Source organism: Ekhidna sp. (genome assembly GCF_040220215.1).
In the GTDB taxonomy this organism is placed as follows: domain Bacteria; phylum Bacteroidota; class Bacteroidia; order Cytophagales; family Cyclobacteriaceae; genus Ekhidna.
Genome location: NZ_JAVJTR010000013.1, coordinates 17,085 through 35,671, shown reverse-complemented (window position 1 = coordinate 35,671; position 18,587 = coordinate 17,085). Strand labels below are relative to the sequence as shown.

The 18,587-nt window shown below is 39.9% G+C and carries 14 protein-coding genes; 12 read left to right on the top strand and 2 right to left on the bottom strand.

The window, feature by feature from the left end; all coding sequences use genetic code 11:
* Positions 1 to 84: 84 nt before the first annotated feature.
* Together pafA and RIC88_RS07670 are read left to right on the top strand one after the other, a co-directional pair.
* Positions 85 to 1,695 carry an alkaline phosphatase PafA gene (gene pafA / locus RIC88_RS07675; RefSeq protein ID WP_350216947.1) on the top strand — a complete coding sequence of 537 codons (1,611 nt, stop codon included), beginning with the start codon at positions 85 to 87 and terminating at the stop codon, positions 1,693 to 1,695.
* A gap of 32 nt (positions 1,696 to 1,727) precedes the next feature.
* Positions 1,728 to 2,378 (top strand): DUF4159 domain-containing protein, encoded by a 651-nt coding sequence (locus RIC88_RS07670; RefSeq protein ID WP_350217057.1) that lies wholly within the window; start codon positions 1,728 to 1,730, stop codon positions 2,376 to 2,378.
* A 293-nt stretch (positions 2,379 to 2,671) separates the two neighbouring features.
* Here the strand turns inward: RIC88_RS07670 and RIC88_RS07665 are convergent, their stop codons facing one another.
* A complete protein-coding gene (locus RIC88_RS07665) occupies positions 2,672 to 3,502 on the bottom strand; it encodes a hypothetical protein (protein ID WP_350216946.1) in 831 nt (276 codons plus the stop codon).
* A 150-nt stretch (positions 3,503 to 3,652) separates the two neighbouring features.
* Here RIC88_RS07665 and RIC88_RS07660 point away from each other — a divergent pair, with 150 nt between their 5' ends.
* The 4 genes from RIC88_RS07660 (at position 3,653) to RIC88_RS07645 (ending at position 8,167) form a co-directional block, all read left to right on the top strand.
* Positions 3,653 to 4,603, top strand: coding sequence for a hypothetical protein (locus RIC88_RS07660; protein WP_350216945.1), 951 nt, complete (start codon positions 3,653 to 3,655; stop codon positions 4,601 to 4,603).
* Between the two features lie 2 nt (positions 4,604 to 4,605).
* Positions 4,606 to 7,290, top strand: coding sequence for a CHAT domain-containing protein (locus tag RIC88_RS07655; protein WP_350216944.1), 2,685 nt, complete (start codon positions 4,606 to 4,608; stop codon positions 7,288 to 7,290).
* Between the two features lie 30 nt (positions 7,291 to 7,320).
* Complete coding sequence (locus RIC88_RS07650; RefSeq protein WP_350216943.1) at positions 7,321 to 7,893, top strand: hypothetical protein; 573 nt, start codon at positions 7,321 to 7,323, stop codon at positions 7,891 to 7,893.
* A 94-nt stretch (positions 7,894 to 7,987) separates the two neighbouring features.
* A complete protein-coding gene (locus RIC88_RS07645) occupies positions 7,988 to 8,167 on the top strand; it encodes a hypothetical protein (protein WP_350216942.1) in 180 nt (59 codons plus the stop codon).
* 15 nt (positions 8,168 to 8,182) lie between these two features.
* Here RIC88_RS07645 and RIC88_RS07640 read toward each other — a convergent pair whose 3' ends face one another.
* The gene (locus RIC88_RS07640) at positions 8,183 to 9,385 is read right to left on the bottom strand and encodes a TlpA family protein disulfide reductase (RefSeq protein ID WP_350216941.1); all 1,203 of its coding nucleotides are present in this window, start codon (positions 9,383 to 9,385) and stop codon (positions 8,183 to 8,185) included.
* 204 nt (positions 9,386 to 9,589) lie between these two features.
* On the opposite strand from RIC88_RS07640, the gene RIC88_RS07635 reads away from it, so the two are divergent.
* From RIC88_RS07635 to RIC88_RS07610, 6 genes are all read left to right on the top strand, one after another.
* Entirely contained in the window at positions 9,590 to 9,895 is a 306-nt protein-coding gene (locus RIC88_RS07635) for a hypothetical protein (protein ID WP_350216940.1), read from the top strand.
* A 41-nt stretch (positions 9,896 to 9,936) separates the two neighbouring features.
* Complete coding sequence (locus RIC88_RS07630) at positions 9,937 to 11,094, top strand: DEAD/DEAH box helicase (protein ID WP_350216938.1); 1,158 nt, start codon at positions 9,937 to 9,939, stop codon at positions 11,092 to 11,094.
* A 618-nt stretch (positions 11,095 to 11,712) separates the two neighbouring features.
* Positions 11,713 to 12,396, top strand: a complete 684-nt coding sequence (locus tag RIC88_RS07625; protein WP_350216937.1) for a gamma-glutamylcyclotransferase family protein — start codon at positions 11,713 to 11,715, stop codon at positions 12,394 to 12,396.
* Positions 12,397 to 12,797: 401 nt separating this feature from the next.
* Entirely contained in the window at positions 12,798 to 14,210 is a 1,413-nt protein-coding gene (locus tag RIC88_RS07620) for a hypothetical protein (RefSeq protein ID WP_350216936.1), read from the top strand.
* Position 14,211: 1 nt separating this feature from the next.
* Positions 14,212 to 15,456: a hypothetical protein gene (locus tag RIC88_RS07615; RefSeq protein ID WP_350216935.1), complete on the top strand. Its 1,245-nt coding sequence runs from the start codon at positions 14,212 to 14,214 to the stop codon at positions 15,454 to 15,456.
* On the top strand, positions 15,449 to 18,577 hold the full coding sequence (locus tag RIC88_RS07610; RefSeq protein WP_350216934.1) for an RHS repeat domain-containing protein: 3,129 nt from the start codon (positions 15,449 to 15,451) through the stop codon (positions 18,575 to 18,577). The genes RIC88_RS07615 and RIC88_RS07610 overlap by 8 nt, the downstream gene beginning before the upstream one ends.
* Positions 18,578 to 18,587: the final 10 nt, after the last annotated feature.

The following is an 18,587-nucleotide window of genomic DNA, read 5'->3' as shown; positions in this document are numbered from 1 at the left end:
TCGAAAATTCACATAACCTGTTCAACAATTTAACTCTGGAATAATTTTGGTTTAATACCTTCACGTTTTTTAGAGAATTCAGCCATGAAAAAATCGCTCTCCATTTTATTAATTATACTTCTAAGCAGTGCTTTCGCACAGGAAAAACCGCGATTGGTTGTAGGGATCGTAGTAGATCAGATGCGCTACGATTACATCTCCAGATTTTATAACGATTTTGAAGAAGGTGGTTTCAGGCGATTAATAGATGATGGTTTCCTTTTTAAAAATGCTCATTACAATTACATCCCTACCAAAACCGGACCCGGCCATGCCTCTATTTTTACCGGCACAACGCCAGCCAGGCATGGGATCATAGGCAATGACTGGTATATCCCAGCGATAGGAAGAAGGTTTAATTGTGTAGAGGATACCACAACAAATGTGGTTGGAGGCGTTTCTAACGGTGAAGTCTCCCCGAGAAATGTAAGGTCTACCACCATCACTGATGAGTTAAACCTGTATTATAATTTCAATTCGAAGGTGGTTGGTGTTTCACTAAAAGATCGTGGTGCTGTGATACCATCCGGCCACAATCCCACGGGAGCATACTGGTATGATCTCCAGAGCGGCAACATGATTACAAGTACCTACTATTCGGAAAAACTTCCCGAATGGGTAGCAGACTACAACAAAGAAAAGCGTCCTTCTTTTTTTCTAAGTCAGCAATGGGATCTCCTGAAAAATGAATCGGTTTACAATGAGAGTATTGAAGATGATAATCCTTATGAGCAGGAATTAAGAGACGGATCAGGGATAACTTTCCCATACAATCTGGCAAAATACAAAGACGACCTTTCCTTACTTAAATACACTCCATTTACAAATACCCTAATAAAAGAGGTATCCATGAGAGCTGTAAAAGCAGAAGAATTAGGTGCAGACACTATTCCTGATTTTCTTACAATGAGCTTTTCAGCAACTGATGACATTGGTCATAAGTTTGGGCCAAGATCAAAGGAAGTCCAGGACACCTATCTCCGGTTGGATAAAGAGTTAAGTGAGTTTCTAACATTTCTGGATGAGACAATAGGCAAAGATTCCTACCTGGTTTTTCTATCTGCAGATCATGGTGCTACAGATGTTCCGGCCTACATGTACAAAAACAAAATGCCTAGTGGATATCATAATAACAGCTTTCTTAAGTCACTGCTCAATGATGGTTTAAGTAAGGAATATGGAGAAGGAAAGTGGATTAGTTCCATCATCAACGAACAGATTTACTTAAATCATGAATTAATAACTGAGAAAGAGGTGGATCTCAGAAAAGTAAAACAAAAAACAATCCAGATTCTCCTAAGCGAAGACTACATCTATGAAGCCTTTGATTCAGAAAGCGTTGCTAAAAGAATGTTCACTGATCCAATGCTACAGATGCTTCAAAATGGGTATGACAATAAGCGAAGTGGTGACATACTATATATTTTAGCTTCTAGTGATCTAAATGACTCATGGGGTCGACAGGGAACGGATCATCGAACGCCTTATACTTACGATACACATATACCGATTATTTTTTATGGGGCAGGAATAAAAAAAGGATCTACTATACGTCCAGTAAAAATCACAGATATTGCACCTACACTTTCACACTTATTAAAGATTTCACTACCGAGTGCAGCAAATGGTGACCCGCTTGTTGAACTGTTTGATTAAACTATTTTTCACAAGTAGAGTATAATTGGATGATGAGAATATTTTATCTGCTTTTCTTTTTCATTTCTCTTTCTTCGGTTTCACAACCGGTCAAAATCGCTAAACTCAAATACGATGGTGGTGGTGACTGGTACGCCAATAAAACAGCACTACCTAACCTGATAGAATTTTGTAATGAGCAGATTAACACAAACCTGGCACTGTCTGAGGACGTTGTAGATGTGGGTAGCCCTGATCTTTTTTTGTATCCATATGTCTACATGACCGGTCATGGAAATGTGGTTTTTAATGGAGCTCAGGCAGAAAATTTAAGAAATTATCTCACTTCCGGAGGTTTCCTGCACATTGATGATAATTATGGTTTAGATCAGTTTGTACAAATCGAAATGAAGAAGGTTTTCCCTGAGTTGGAGTTTGTTGAGATTCCTTTTGATCATCCCATTTACCATCAGAAATTTGATTTTGATGAAGGACTGCCAAAAATTCATCAGCATGATGGAAAGCCTCCAAAGGGTTATGGAATCATTCATGAAGGTCGACTGGTCTGTTTTTATTCCTATGAGTCAGATCTGGGGAACGGATGGGAAGATCAATCAGTCTATAATGATCCTCAGGAAATCAGAATCGAGGCATTAAAGATGGGTGCTAATATTATTTCTTACGCATTTACATCTGCTCTTTGAAAAAAGAGAATAAAAAAGTTGCCCACCACCGCTGGTGGCCGGATGATTGGAAAAACTTTCTGAATTAGGAATCAAAATTTTATTCAAAATGACACATTAAGTCTCCTCTTGGGAGGAGAAAGAGGTGGGTCGGCAAAAAATGTCATTTAGAATAAAATTGTAAAGAACCATTTTCTTCTATAACCCACCGCTGCGGCGGACCGTCCCTACCCCTCCAAGGAGGGGATTAAAAAAGCAAAGCCCCAATCCTCCGAAGAGTCATGGGGCAATTACCTACCTGAAGATTTCTGTTTCTATCTATTTCCTCTTGGCTCCACTACTCTGGTGAATGTCTCACCATTTAATGTTATTGTCACTTCATTATCACAATCTCCATCTCCGTAATTGATCACAGCTACATTGTCGCCGAATGTGATCTGTTTGATTCCTGATACCGGAATGAATACTCTGTTAGCACGGCATGCTCTTTTGTAAACAAGTGTTTCCAATATTTCGATTTCATATCTCACATCCCTTCTATTCGACCCACTTGCTTCTCCATCTACATGAAACTCATCGTTTAGTGGATTATTGGCTCTTATCCATGTTTTGACATGGTCAGCATCCCTTGTAGCTGTAGTTCCGTCGGGAAATGAAAGTTTTCCACCTTCAAGCACGATGTTGAACGTAGGGTTATCATTCAGACTTTCTGAAATATTGGTCAATGTGCGAACACCCTCAACCTGCACTTCATCAATGAAGAAATCCTCAAACTTGATGATTCTGAATGCACCGGGCACCAACTTCCTTTCATTGTACTCAATGATGATCTTTCCCTTCAAAGTTCTTCCTCCTCTAATTTCACATCCATCACCATAGTCAATGGTGATAATTTTATTCTCCTTGTCATGCTCAATATCTGCACACTCCAGAACGGTATCTCTCTCCACTCTTCCTGATTCATCTGCAAAGGCAATTCCGGCTTCAGCAATTAGGTCGACATCTTCATAGTTGGACTCTAAAGCCGCATCTGAGTCAGCATCCATTTCTTCAATAAGGTCACTTGTACCAATCTCTTCATCCTTGCTACATGAAGTCAGAAAGGTGGCAAATGCAATCGCGGTAATAAATAATAGCTTTTTCATGATTTTCGTATTTCGTTTGTTTCTAATCGATTTTGGTTCTTTGACAGGAAGTGACCCGAAAGGTTTAATCAAAAAGAAAAATTTTATGGAATAAGTGTTTCTTCATTATGTATTATTGTATCAGCATATAATCCAAAAGTTATGCTGAAAATGCGCCACATAATCACACTCATTATTGCTCTATCATTAGCACTGAAAGGATATTCACAGGGTTGCAGCGACGCTGGATTCTGCACAATGGGAGCCATGAAACCGGATCAGAATTACAGCAAAAGAATTGCGATTAAGCTTCGTTCCGTCGAATTGAATTATTATAAAGGCACCAGCTTATTGACCCCAATAATTCAGGCTATGACAGTCGATTTCACACTCGGAATCAATGATTATAGTTCTTTCCAGATCAAGCTGCCATACCAGTGGATAAATGGGACCCTGGGAGACAATGCCGGGCTTGGTGATATTTCTCTCAGCTATACCCGGCTTTTAAAAGCAACAAATGGCTGGAACATTAATGGAACATTAGGAGCAAAAATTCCATCGAATGATTCCAACGCCAAGGTGAGTAACTCAAACACCGGTAATGTTGAAGCTCCAATCCATATGTATTATCAAACAAGTCTTGGTTCTTATGATGCCATTGCAGGAATAGCAGCTATAAATTCAAAATGGCTGTTTGCCACAGGTATTCAAATTGCACTAACGGAGAATAACAACCAGTTTGTCTGGAGTGGGTTTGCTGAGTACCCGGATCAAGACTATCTCCGGAAGTACAATCGAGGCATTGAATTAAAGCGAGGTATTGATGTGATGCTACGAGTAGAAAGAAACTGGAGGTTTACCAACTTTAATTTTTCGCTTGGAGCTCTCCCGATCTATCGCATCACCAAAGATGAGTCAATAATCCCGGGAACGAACGAACGTGGAAAACTAGATGGAACTACGGGAATGGCACTATCTATTTTAGGTAGCTTTGGTTATCATTTTGACGTTAACAACAGTGTAAAACTGATTAAAGGAATAAAAATTACAGACCGGGATTTTAACCCTGATGGGCTCACTCGCGATGAGGTGTTAAGCATTAGTTACATATACAAATTCTAGTTATGAAACTACTACTTTCAGCAATCATCATATTCAATATCTATTCACTTTCCGCTCAGGAAATGCAATTTAATCAGGCAAAATCACTATTTTCTGAAGGTGATTTTCAAGCAGCTTATGATAAATTTAAAGAAGCCGGGGATATCTTCTTTGCCAATGAAGATTATACTGCCTATGTCAATGCCCACTTAAAAATGGTAGACTGCCAGTTGGAAGCAGGAAACCCTTTCCATGCAAAAAGCTTGGCAGAAAATACACTTAATTATATCAACGCAGAATTGAATGATGAAGCGCTTTTGAAGGCAAGATGCCTAACACTTTTTGGTCTTAGTTACCTGAACCTCGGAAGAAATGATGAAGCGCTCGAACAACTAACTGAAGCGGAAAATCATTTTCCAGCGGAAGATTCCAAAGCTAAAGCGGATTGTATGGACGCTCTCGGGCTTGTTTATACCAATAATGAGAATAAGCAGTTGGCAATACAATACCATGAACAGGGATTTGTTATGCGAAGAAAGCTTTTTGGTGCACAATCCATTGAAGTGGCGAACTCCTATAATAACCTGGGACGTGTCTACCTGAAAGATGACCCACTTCAGGCCATGATATATTTCAACAGAGCGAAAAGCATTTATGAAGAGCAGCTTGGAAATAGTAGCAGAAGAGCACTGAGAGCTAATCTGAATATCGCATTTGCCAACATGGAGCAATCCAACTATGACGAGGCGTTGGATCAGCTAAATAATGTAAAGCTCATCTATGATGCCACTTATGAAGATGAGCATCCTAATAAAGCATACATTCAGTCCATCATCGGGCGGGTTTTTCTCCTGAAGAATGAACATGAAAAAGCGCTGCTGAATCAAAAAGAAGCCCTTCAGATGTATATCAGTCTATTTGGGGAAAAGCATCCAGATGTGGCAAATACATACTACCTCATTGGTGAAATCTATAAAGCTAAAAGTGAATTCAAGGTTGCAGTAGAGTTTTATCAGAGAGCCATTTATGCGAACCTACCGGAGCAGGTCTATCAGGATGTGTATCAACTACCCAAACTGGAAAATTATTTCAATGCCGATATTTTGCTGAGATCATTACAAGCAAAGGCCATTGCGCTTGGAGCACTTCATTTTGAAAAATCCTTAAATGTTAAAGACATTGTTGGTGCGATAGAAACGTATCAAAAATGTGATGACCTGATCACCATCATCCGACGAAAAAGACTGAATGAGCAAGACAAACTTCGACTTGGACAAATTGCAAAAGAGGTTTATGAAAATGGGATTGAGCTTTCCCTGATTCTCAGTGACCAAAGTTTTAACCGCAAGAAACATTTGCAAACAGCATTTGATTTTTGTGAAAGAAGTAAATCTTCCGTGCTTCTGGAAGCTATTACAGAGTCCAAAGCGAAGAAATTTGCCGGCATTCCGGAAGAGCAGATATTGCTTGAAGATAGTTTGAAAGATGAGATATCTTATTTGGAACAGCAGCTGGCTCAGCAGGAAAATGCTGACAATCGAGAGATGAAAGATTTGCTATTCACATATCAAAATGCCTATCGTGATTTCATCTACAACCTGGAGAACAACTATCCTGAATATTACAAGCTGAAATACAATCAATCAATTTCAACAGTGGCTTCAGTACAGGAACGAATATCAGGAACAGCAGCTATGCTCTCGTATTTTCTCGGAGATGATGACTTATACATTTTCATCATTACTAAAAAAGGCATTGAGGCGGAACGAAAACCTAAAGGCGAAGACTTTGATAAGCTTACCTCAGGATTAAGGAACGCCATCAAATACAACAGCAAGAGTGCATTTTATAAAACTGCAAAAGCACTGCATAGCCTGCTAATTCCAGACTTACCATCTAACATAAATGAACTGGTGATCTTGCCTGATGGAATCTTAGGAACACTTCCATTTGAGGCTTTTGTAGCAGAAGACGACAATTCAGAATCATACAATGCCACTGAATTTCTCCTCAAAAACTATCATGTGTCCTATGATTATTCAGCTACTCTATTCACTGAACGAATCGCTGATGAAAAACAAATAAATCCACAAATTCTGCTTTTCGCACCGGTTTCTTTTGAAGATAATGAAGTGAGAATGAACACACTACCCGGATCAGAAAAAGAAATAGAAGAAATCAAATATCTCTTCATGGGAAGCAATTGTGAGACGAAGCTCTGCTCAGGAAGTGAAGCCAGTGAAGCAAACTTCAAAAAGGAAAATTTGGGAAAATACCGCTATGTTCACTTTGCAACCCATGGCTTGGTGAATGAATCTGAGCCGGCACTCTCGCGTATTTTTCTGAAACCCGGAGCAGATGAAGATGGGAGTTTGTATACAGGTGAGATTTATAACCTCAACATTGATGCAGATTTGGTAACACTGTCTGCTTGCGAAACCGGATTAGGGAAAGTCGCTAAAGGAGAGGGCATTGTAGGCCTAAGCAGAGCATTACAATACGCTGGCGCAAATAACATTATCGTATCACTTTGGCAGGTAGCAGACGCTTCAACTGCTCAGATGATGATTGAGTTTTACAAATACAACCTGAGCAATGAGCATCATGGCTATAATGCAGCGTTGAGGGAAGCCAAACTCTCTTTGCTCGAATCTGAGCAATACGCCCGGCCGTACTATTGGGCGCCTTTTATCTTAGTGGGGATGTAGGTGTTTAATAAGTTTAGTTGTTCATATAATATGAAAAAGCTAACCTATCTGGTCTCACTTTTATTTTCCCTGGGTATTTGTGCACAATACAATTACGAGCCAACTGGTAAAAATCCATATGGGCAATTAAATCCTGAGGCCCCAAAACAAACAGCAGATTTTTCCCCTTTAATTGGAACTTGTATTTGCAAGTCAGTGACTCGGGTAGATCAAAACACCTGGGCGGATACGGTCATGATGAATTGGACATTCAAATACATCATGAACGGAATGGCGGTTCAGGATGAGACTTTAAAAGAAGATGGTGCTCACTCCGGTAGTATTCGCCAATACAACATCGATAGTGCGAAGTGGTATGTGCATTACTATTCATCAAGCACCCCTACACCCACACTTTCCAGTTGGGAAGGTAATAAAAATGATGATGGAAACATTGTCCTCTATAGAGATCAAGCAGCCCCTAATAGTACCCCCGGATTTTATCGATTGACTTTTTCGAACATCTCAGAAAAAGGATACAATTGGGCCGGTGAATGGGTTAACAAAACTGAGACGTTTACCTATCCCACATGGAGGATTTTCTGTCGAAAGAAAGAGTATTAAATCATAATTCTTAACAAGTAGTCACCCTTTCTTCAAGATTCTCTCAGATTTATTTATCACATTACCAGTACTAATATCCTGTAATCGATAAAGCATGAAGAGAGTTAAAATCGGTGACATGGTGGAAAGTGATTATGGTAAAGGACGTGTCCTTGCTGAAACAAACGAGTGGATTATCCACGATAATTCGGCTAATGACAGTAACGTTGAGTTTGCCATTTTGAAGTCTGACGATTATTTCAAAATTGTAGAGTTAGAGCTTCAAGCTTCCTGAATGTCCAACATATCGCTATTCAGCCAGTAGGCTGTCAATGATTGCATTAAAGCGCTGGTCAAATGCCTGGTAGTATTCTCCGGTTGCCGGGCCATTGAAATAGCTGTGCACATATCGCACATATCCTAGTTTGTCAAGGATCACAAGTGTGGGAAAGGCCTCTATGCGCTGCATAAACGGAAATGGCATAGCAGCTCCTGTTTTACTGAGCCTACCTCCCAGTACCATATCATACGGAATATTGTTCATTTCCCTGTAATCCTCTAAGCGATTCAAACCATATTCCTGAGAATAGTTTGCCTCAAAAGAAGCGGCCAGAATAGCTACACTCCTATCACTGTTTTTATCATGCCAATCCACCAGATACTTTGTTTGATCATGGCTGTTTGGGCACCAGGTACCAAATAGCTGAATGATCAAAACCTTACCCACATATTTCAAGGGATCAATCGCATCTTTTCCTTCTCCCGCACCTAATAAGTCATAATATGGTTTATGTGTGCCCGGTTCAACCTCTACCATTTCAAAGGGATTTTTCAACTCAGCATTGGCATCATAATTTGCTACCCAGGGCTCGCTGTACCCATCATCATAAATCATCTTTCCCTGCCAACCATCTTCTGATTTTTGCCCTAAAAAGGCAAATGCATGCGCACCGTCGAAACAAGATAGCTTAATTGAATCACCATCCATGATCCCTTCAAAATAACGATAATCGCTCACCTGGGTCATGATTGTGCCGGTAACTATATGTCCTTTTTGCTCAAACAGCCCCACACCTTTTGACATATCGGTGGACTCAGGAGAAAATGTAATTGCCCATCGGTTTTCGATGGTAGGTGAAGGCCTGACACTTTTTTTCATCATCCTTGGTTTTCCAAATTCTGCAGAGAATGGAATGGATGTGTTTCTATAATATTTTTGATAGGCTCCAACCCAGTTCATTGCAGTAAATTTCGCTTTGATCGCCACATCAAATGGCTCAAGGGATATGAAAATACTATCGCCATCAATCTTTACATTTTTGATGACTCGTCGCTCAGTTCCGTTAACAAAGGTTATTTCTGGTATTTCCCCGTTTGGATAACCAACTTCAAAAGTCAAAGGCACTCGTGTATCCTGATAATGTATATCTCCTCTCCACTGTCCCGATTTGATGATTTGAGCACCAAGGCTAATGGTAAGGAAAAGTAGGCTAAAGGATAGTGTCAATTTCATGGATTTGAAGATATAAAGTTCTGACTGGATTGTCAGATTTCAGGTATATTTATTGAATATACCAACCAAAATAATTATGACAAGCGAATCAGTAAACCACCTGTATGGTTTTGGGCAGTGGCAGTAGTTGCCCTGCTCTGGAATCTTGCCGGTGTTGGAGCATAACTCGGAGAAGCCTTTGCAACGCCTGAAATGCTGGAAGCAATGCCCGAAGAGCAACGGGAAGTATTGGCCAACAGGCCGGCCTGGGCTACCGCAGCTTTTGCAATCGCAGTATGGGGTGGATTTTTAGGATGCTTGATGCTTATCTTTCGAAAGAGCCTGGCCTACATCTTGTTAGTGGCATCACTACTGGGTGTGCTTGTTCAAATGATCTATAATTTATTCATCGCCGGTTCTACCATTACCTATGGACCCGGACAAATTATAATGGCACTCATGATTCCATTGATAGGCATAGGGTTAGTACTCTTTGCGAAAAAAGGAAAAAAAGTCGGGTGGCTTAAATAATATATTATCTGTGAATCCCCCGATAAAAGGGGGATTTTTATTTGGATGTATTGTGCATCTTTGCCGCAATGACATTCAATGATTTTAATCTGGACGCTCAATTAACCGAAGCGATCGATCACATGGGCTTCTCGGAAGCCACACCCATACAGGAAGAGGCCATCCCGGCCATTTTAGAAGGAAGAGACCTGATTGCCTGCGCACAAACAGGAACCGGAAAGACAGCTGCTTTCGTAATTCCTACACTTAACTACTTAGCTCAAAATCCAAGTGAGGATGTAAAGGTGCTCGTCGTTGTTCCGACACGAGAGTTGGCCATACAAATCGATCAGCAGTTCGAAGGCTTTTCGTACTACCTACCTGTTCATTCCATCGCGATCTATGGAGGCGGTGACGGGTCTGATTTTGCACAGCAGAAAAAAGCCCTGACGCAGGGAAGCAACGTGGTAGTAGCTACCCCCGGTAAGCTTATTTCGCACCTTAACCTGGGCTATGTGAAGTTTGATCAGGTCACCCACCTCATCCTGGACGAAGCAGATCGTATGCTGGACATGAACTTCTACGATGACATCAAGAAGATCATCACGTACTTACCAAATCTGAACCAGACTTCCATGTTTAGTGCTACCATGGCACCAAAAATTGAGAAACTGGCAAGAGAGGTTTTAAAGGATCCTAAAAAGATTGAGCTGGCCCTGGCAAAGCCTGCCGAAAATATTAGTCAGGAGGTTTACAGGGTTGAAGAAGGCTATAAAACGGAACTTATAAGCAAGCTAATCGGGCGATACGACGCATTTGAAAGCATTTTAATATTCAGTTCTACCAAAAAGAAAGTCTCCGAAATCGTACAAAGCTTGAAGAAAGCCGGGCTGGAAGCCAAAGGCATCTCTTCCATGCTGGAGCAGGATGAGCGGGAGCGAATTTTGTTGAAGTTTAGAGCTAAGAAGTTACGAATTCTGGTAGCCACCGACGTGCTATCCAGAGGTATTGACATTAAGGACATCAACCTGGTAGTGAACTATGACGTACCCAATGATGCGGCTGACTATGTCCATCGGATCGGAAGAACAGCCCGAGCAAAAACCAGTGGGGTTGCTATCACGCTTGTTAACAAGGACGACAATTACAAAATGAAACGCATCGAAAAGCTGATTGAGCGGGAGCTGGAGAAGGTGGATTACCCGATGCGGAGAAGGTAGAAAGATATCGATTTATCGCCTCTCAAAGTTTATATTTGATAGGATATTGGGGTAAACCAATTCCAAATCTCTCGCCCTCGTTGGTGTTGTCACCGACGAGCCTGCTGAATATTCTATCCATTACTCAAATCGGTTAATCCCCTCAATAAAAGAATTGTTGGTCACAAGACCAACAATGGCAATGAATTACAAAATGAAAACGCATCGAAAAGCTGATTGAGCGGGAGCTGGAGAAAGTGGATTACCCGATGCGGAGGAAGTAGAAAGATATCGATTTATCGCCTCTCAAAGTTTATATTTGATAGGATATTGGGGTAAACCAATTCCTCGCCCTCGTTGGTGTTGTCACCGACGAGCCTGCTGAATGTTAAATCCAATACACATATCGGTTAATCTCCTCAATAAAATAAAAGAATTGTTGGTCACAAGACCAACAATGGCAATGAAGGCATCTCTTCCATGCTGGAGAAGGATGAGCGGGAGCTGGAGAAGGTGGATTACCCGATGCGGAGGAGGTAGAAAGATATCGATTTATCGCCTCTCAAAGTTTATATTTGATAGGATATTGGGGTAAACCAATTCCAAATCTGACCTAAAACTTTCTAAACCAATCACCTTATGAAACTCACCAACTGGATGATTTATCTTATGGTAACTATCCCAATGCTAAGCTGCAATAACCCCCCAACCAAACCAACCATCCGCATTGAGGATGGGAAAGTAGGAATGATTGGCTTTGGCTCTTTGGTCTCACTTAACATGACAGAAGAAGTGTTTAATCATGACTACACAGACTCTATTTATCTAGTCCATCTGGAAGGATATCAACGTACCTGGGATTTTGTAGCATCGAATTATGACTCAGGTTATATTGAAGGAGAACCAAAATATGCCGGGTTTTATATCCAAGGCAATGACACTTTGATTTTTGATAATTCGATTTACCTGAACATTACAGAAAAGAATGGTAGTTCGATGAACTGTGTTTTGTATCTGGTGACGGAGGAAGAAATAAAAGACATGGATGTATTTGAGTTTGGATACAAAAGGATTGATGTCACTGAGAATATCACTGAATACAATTTTGAAGGGGGTAAAGTATATGCCTATATGGCTGAACCTGACTATCTGTATGATTCAACAAAGACGAAAGGAATAACCAAAATACATCAGGATTATGTGGACTTGGTGTTAAATGCTTGTGATAGTATAGGCCCTGACTTTAGAAAGGAATTTGAGGCATCAACTATTCCTTTTAACCCTGAGTTAGTAGCGCCGATTATCTGGAAAGAAGTAGAGTAACTTTTCGAATTATTATGAAGCATCCAATATGAGAAAGAAAAAATTCTCGCCCTCGTTGGTGTTGTCACCGACAAGCCTGCCGAATGTTAAATTCAATACACAAATCAGTTAATCTCCTCAATAAAATAAAAGAATTGTTGGTCACAAGACCAACAATGGCAAAAAAAAATGGAATACCAAATGCAGTGGACTTGAGTTACACTAACCTCATTTCATTTTTTTAAATATATTTGAAAAAAAATAAGAAACCACTACTCACTCTACTCACTATTTCTGTACTTGTTAAAAAAACCTAACATTAAGATAAGAGATTGATTCTATCGCGAATCAAGTTTTCACTACTTCTAAGCGATCAGTGACATGGATGAGTTGTGGCTTTACGAAAGGGATAAAGCACAACTATGAAGTACTCATTATTTACAATATCAGTAATATTTCTATTTATAGGAAATTTAATTTTTGCCCAACATGATATTGATGGTGCAAGACCATCCGGAAGCTCCAATGATGGAGTGAATCTTGGCAAATCAGGAGTGACTAATATTCAATTCACTCATCATTCTCACTCAGGTTCGCATGGATTGTTATTCAATGCCTATAAACCATCATCAACAGTTTCAGGGAGTTTGAAAGCCTCCGGGAACACGAAGTTTGTAAATAATGAAGGCAGTTATAAAAACGGGGCAGGAGCTATCATGTTTTTTGGGAATTATGGTACGATGGATTTTTTGATTTCTGACAAATCAACCGGAGCAAATACTGATATTGAATGGGGTGAACCAAAGCTAAGAATTAAAAGAGATGGCACAGTAGGAATTGGTACTTCCTCACCGTCTATGAAGCTTGATGTTTATAATTCTGAAATAGAGGAATCATTCAAGTTGACTACTGGTACAGACGGAAGAGTTTTAACAATGCGAGGAGAAACCATCAATTTTAAAAGGGCTGGTTCAAACTACATTGCTGCTAGTAGCTTAACCGGTGCTTTGAATTTCAGCACAGGCGGATCGGACATTTACAATGGTCAAATTAGAATGAAAATTACACCTAGTGGGAATGTTGGCATTGGCACCACTTCACCTAATCATGAGCTTGAAGTGAATGGAATAACGCTAGCTAGCAATTTCCGAACAACAACAAGTTCATCCTACAATCATTTTATAAGAAATGGAACAGGGGCAGCTGTTTATATTAATCAAGTATCAAACAACCACCCTATTCTTCGCCTTTCAAGTGGCACTTCAGAACCAAACGAACAAGTGAGGTTTACCGTCGAAAATGATGGATCAGTAGGAATAGGCACCAGCTCCCCTATCCACAAGCTAGATGTAAATGGCACCATCCGCTCCAAAGAAGTAAAAGTAGAAGCGAACAACTGGCCTGACTATGTCTTTGAAGAAGATTACAACCTTCGCTCCCTCGAAGAAACGGAATCTTACATCCAATCCAACAAACACCTTCCTGAAATCCCTTCCGCCAAAGAAATGGAAGCCAATGGCGTACAACTTGGTGAAATGAATATGCTGCTGCTGAAAAAGATAGAGGAGTTGACTTTGCATGCCATCGCTCAGGAGAAAAAACTCTCATCTCAAGACTTAAAAATTGATAATTGCGAATTGACAATTGACAATTTAAGCCAACAGCTAAAAGCCAACAGCCAAAGCCAGAACGAGAGAGAAGCGAAGCAGGGTGAGTTAGAGAAAAGGATCGAGGAGCTGACGTTGCACACGATTGAACAACAGAAGCTCATTAAAACTCAAAGGAGCATCATTGAAGAATTAATTAAAGGAATTGAGAAAATTGAAGCAAACTAAAATGAAAAGATTATTCACTATAATTCTATTGAGTCCAATTTTAATTCATGCGCAAACGAACAGTCCATTAATTCTCAATCGGACGAATGAGGTTATGATAAAACTTCAAGATGGTGGTGGAGATTACACAGGATTTTGGACCATGAATGATGGTATTGGGAATATGGCCATTAAACTAGGAAATGACGGAACGGGAAAACATATAGTTTCAAATGACGGGGCAGCTGAACTTTTATTTGGAGCTCATGGTCAGAATGGATATATAAGTCTGAATGCAGCGAAGAAGGGGACAGCTGGAGACGATGTAACATATTCAATTGCGTTAGTGGTTGATTCGGAGGAGGATGCGATTAAAGTAGCAGTACCTAATAATAGTTTAGGCGGTACAAATGGAGTGAAAATAGCAGATGGATCAGGAGCGCTATTTGCAGATGCCTTAAGTTTTCGCACAAATGAAGGCTTGGATATTGATTTGGGATCAGCTGGAGGAGATATTTTCCTTTACGATGGAAACGGAACAAAATATATTCTTGGAGATCAAGATAATGGGAATTCGGATGGAATCGTCCTTAGAACCACTACTAACCCAGCAAATGGTCAAGCTTTATTTTCTGTTGAATCCTCAGGGAATTCTGAACGTCTTAGGGTGGAGCATTCCGGAGCACTTTCGACAACCAATTATTTACAAGTAAGAAATACAGGCCAAAGTTATGTACAAGGCAAACTTGCTGTAAGTGGAACAACGGTTCCTGCTGGCTACCAATTTTCTGTTGATGGTAAAGCCATCATGGAAGAGGTGAAAGTTGAATTATCCGGAACCTGGCCAGACTATGTCTTCGAACCTACCTACAACCTTCGTACTCTCGAAGAAACAGAAGAATACATCAAGACCAACAAACACCTTCCTGAAATCCCTTCCGCCAAGGAAATGGAAGCCAATGGGGTAGAGCTCGGAGAGATGAATATGCTGCTGCTGAAGAAGATAGAGGAGTTGACTCTCCACTTGATTGATGTCAATAAAGAGAACACGAGCTTACGCCAACAGCTAAAAGCCAACAGCCAAAGCCAGAACGAGAGGGAAGCGAAGCAAGGTGAGTTAGAGAAAAGGATCGAGGAGCTGACGTTGCACACGATTGAACAGCAAAAGATGCTTGAAAAGCAAGGAGCCATGATCGAGGCGCAGGGAGATATTATAAAAAATCTAGAAGTAGAATACAGAAAGTTAAAACCAAATGACAGTGAGTAAACTATTTATCCTAATTGCTATTACGCTAATTATGCAAAAAGTTCACGCTCAATTTGAAGCTGAGCCAAGCGTAGAAAATTTAACCCATGTCATCAAAGCGTCTCCAACAGCATCTGAGCTTGGAAGATATGGTGATTATGGTCTAGGTAGTCCGGTTGGTATACCCTCAATTAATATTCCCCTGACTTCCATTAAAGGAAACACTTTTGAGGTTCCAATAAGCCTTAGTTATCGAGGAGGGGGAGTTAAAGTGAATGATATAAGTTCATGGGTAGGAACTGGATGGTCACTAAATGCTGGAGGTGTTATTACTCGTAGTATTAATAAACGACCTGATGACATGCCTTACTCATTAAAAGATTTGTACGATACTGGTTTTGATCCAACTAACCCAAGCAGTGGCCCTTCACCTTTTTACCTCGCAAACAATGTAAACAAATTGTATGATGGTGAGGCAGATGTGTTTACTATCAATGCGTTAGGGTTATCAGGAACCTTCTTTTTTGCTCAGGATGCAAATGGAAATTACGTGCCACACTTGATGGAGCGTTCTGACATTAGAATTGAGTACAATGAATCCACTGACGTTTTTACAATTTGGGATACCAATGGAGTAAAGTATATTTTCTCTGAACAAGAGTTTAGCACTAGTACTACTTACATTGAAGGAAATTTTTTGAACGCAGGCATTACAGCATGGTACCTCACACGAATTGAATCTCAGTACGAAAGTTTCGATTTTGAATATCAAGCGGGTGGTACATCTAATTACCAAATAGGACAGACCCATGTAGAATTCATTGCGCTTCCCTTTTCTTCGAGACATTTTTTCAGTAACCCTTCACCAAGTGAGCCCCAATTACAAATTGATAAGAAATACTTGGTATCTATTATTGCTTCTAATGGAGAGCAAATAACTTTTACGCGTTCCAATAGGTCTGATATTGGCAGCCTAAATCAGTTAGACTATTTAATTCATACAACTGGTAATGCATCCGATCTTGTAGTTGACTTTTATACGTCAGATGTGAATAATAGAATGTTTCTGGATGGGGTTGAATTGAGGGCAACAGGGGCAGACACTAAGGAGTTTTCATTTGAATATAACAACGAAACTGTTTTAGCTGATCGTTTTGGTGGGCAGGACTTTTGGGGATACAATAATGGCGGATCATATACAAACCCTGCGATTCCTACACACGGGATATCCGGGGGCGATAGAGATCCAGATACAGCATATGTAAAAGCAGGAACACTCGAAGCAATTACATATCCTACTGGTGGGACTACTGAATTTGTATGGGAAAGCAACCAATACAACGGGACTAAGACTATTGATGAGAAAGTTTCAACCGAATTAAATTATAATGAAAACAATTGGGACGAAAATGGCGAAATTAACTCGACGTTTACAGTCAATACAAAATCTAGGATATATCTGACTTATGATATCGAGGATTATCAGCCTGTACCGCATGAACCTGCCCTGGAGGGTCGAATCTTATTTTCGCTATTGTCAAACGGAGAGGTTATTCTAGAAAGTGCTTTGACTGGAGATGATTTTGATATTGATCTTGGAACAGTTTTACCAGGCAGTTACCAAATTACACTAGAAAATGATCTTGGCTCCTCAAATGTTTTTGAATTTGATTTCGAGTTAAAATATGATGAGCCAACCGGAAATACAATCATAGTTCCCTATAATAAAACGCTTGGAGGCCTACGTATACAATCAATAATTAACAAAGATGAAAATGGAATAGAACTCGGTAGAAAAACTTATGAATATCCAAATCCCGTAGCGTATGATGATGCAACTCCTCAGGATTTTGTTGAGCAGGTAATGGCTTATGAGCTTCAGAATTTTGGAACAGCTTTTTGCTCAATTCGCAAGGCACATTATGCCTATAAGGTTAGTAATAATCGATTAGATGGAACTCCCCCCGATCACCCGGCGATTTACTCGGAAATAACGGAGTATAGTGGAACTCCGAATGAAAATAATGGAAAAATTGTCAAGACATTTTACACACCATATGCACATACTTCATATCCATATTCGAGTCCTGGGTTCGTATACAATACATTGAGAATGCAACAAGTATATGATGCTTCCAATAACGAAGTAAGACGAACGACATATGACTATGAATTCGTAAATAAGAAAAGTATAACAAATCTAATAGCAGGTTTTGAAGCACGAGATGGTTGTGAGATGGAAGACGAATATTCTCCTTCACATGTTATTTCTATGGAGCTCTTCACACTGATATCGCGATGGAAAAAATTAAGAAGTGTTGAAACGATTGAGTACCTGGATGGTAATGAATTAAGTTCAACAATGAATTACACTTATTATAGGCCAAATAATCACATTAACCCCAATGAAATTCAAACCCTTTCAAGTGATGGGCAATCAAGAAAAAAGATTACACTTTTTCCAGATGACTTCAGCGGTACATCAGCTGAAGAAGTCGGTTTAAGAAATTACTTTTCAGGGCTTCCTATTGAAACTGTGCATGTGGTAGGTGACGAAATAATCAAGGGAAGACTTAATAAATATAACAGTAATGGAGAATTGTTAAACGTTTATGAAACCACCTACGAGGAAGATGAATACCCAACTAATTATACGTTTTCGAATGGAACTACTGACCCCTCAGCAAACACTGGATCGTTCAATAAAGCAGCGCATTATGATAACGAATTAGTTTCAATGGAATATTATGATAATAGAACGGGTCAGGTTAAGCATGTCATAAAAAATGGTATAACCACAGCTTATCTGTGGGGGCATAATAAGGCCTATCCTGTTTGTCAAATCTCTAATATTGACTTGGCAACCATAGAATCTATTCCTGGCTTTTCACTAAATAATTTAGAAACCAATGCTTCTGAGCAAGCTATTAAAAATGAGTTGGAGAATATCCGTAATAATACAAATAGCACGCAATCTTTCATGGGATACATTTATGAAATAGGACATGGAATGAAGTGGTCTTTAGATGGAAATGGTAGAGTAACTCAATATTCCTACGATGGGTTTGGGCGATTGCTTCAAGTTAGGGATGATCATGGGAATATCCTTCAAGAATTTGAATACAACTATGGTTCTAACTAATCAGCTAATC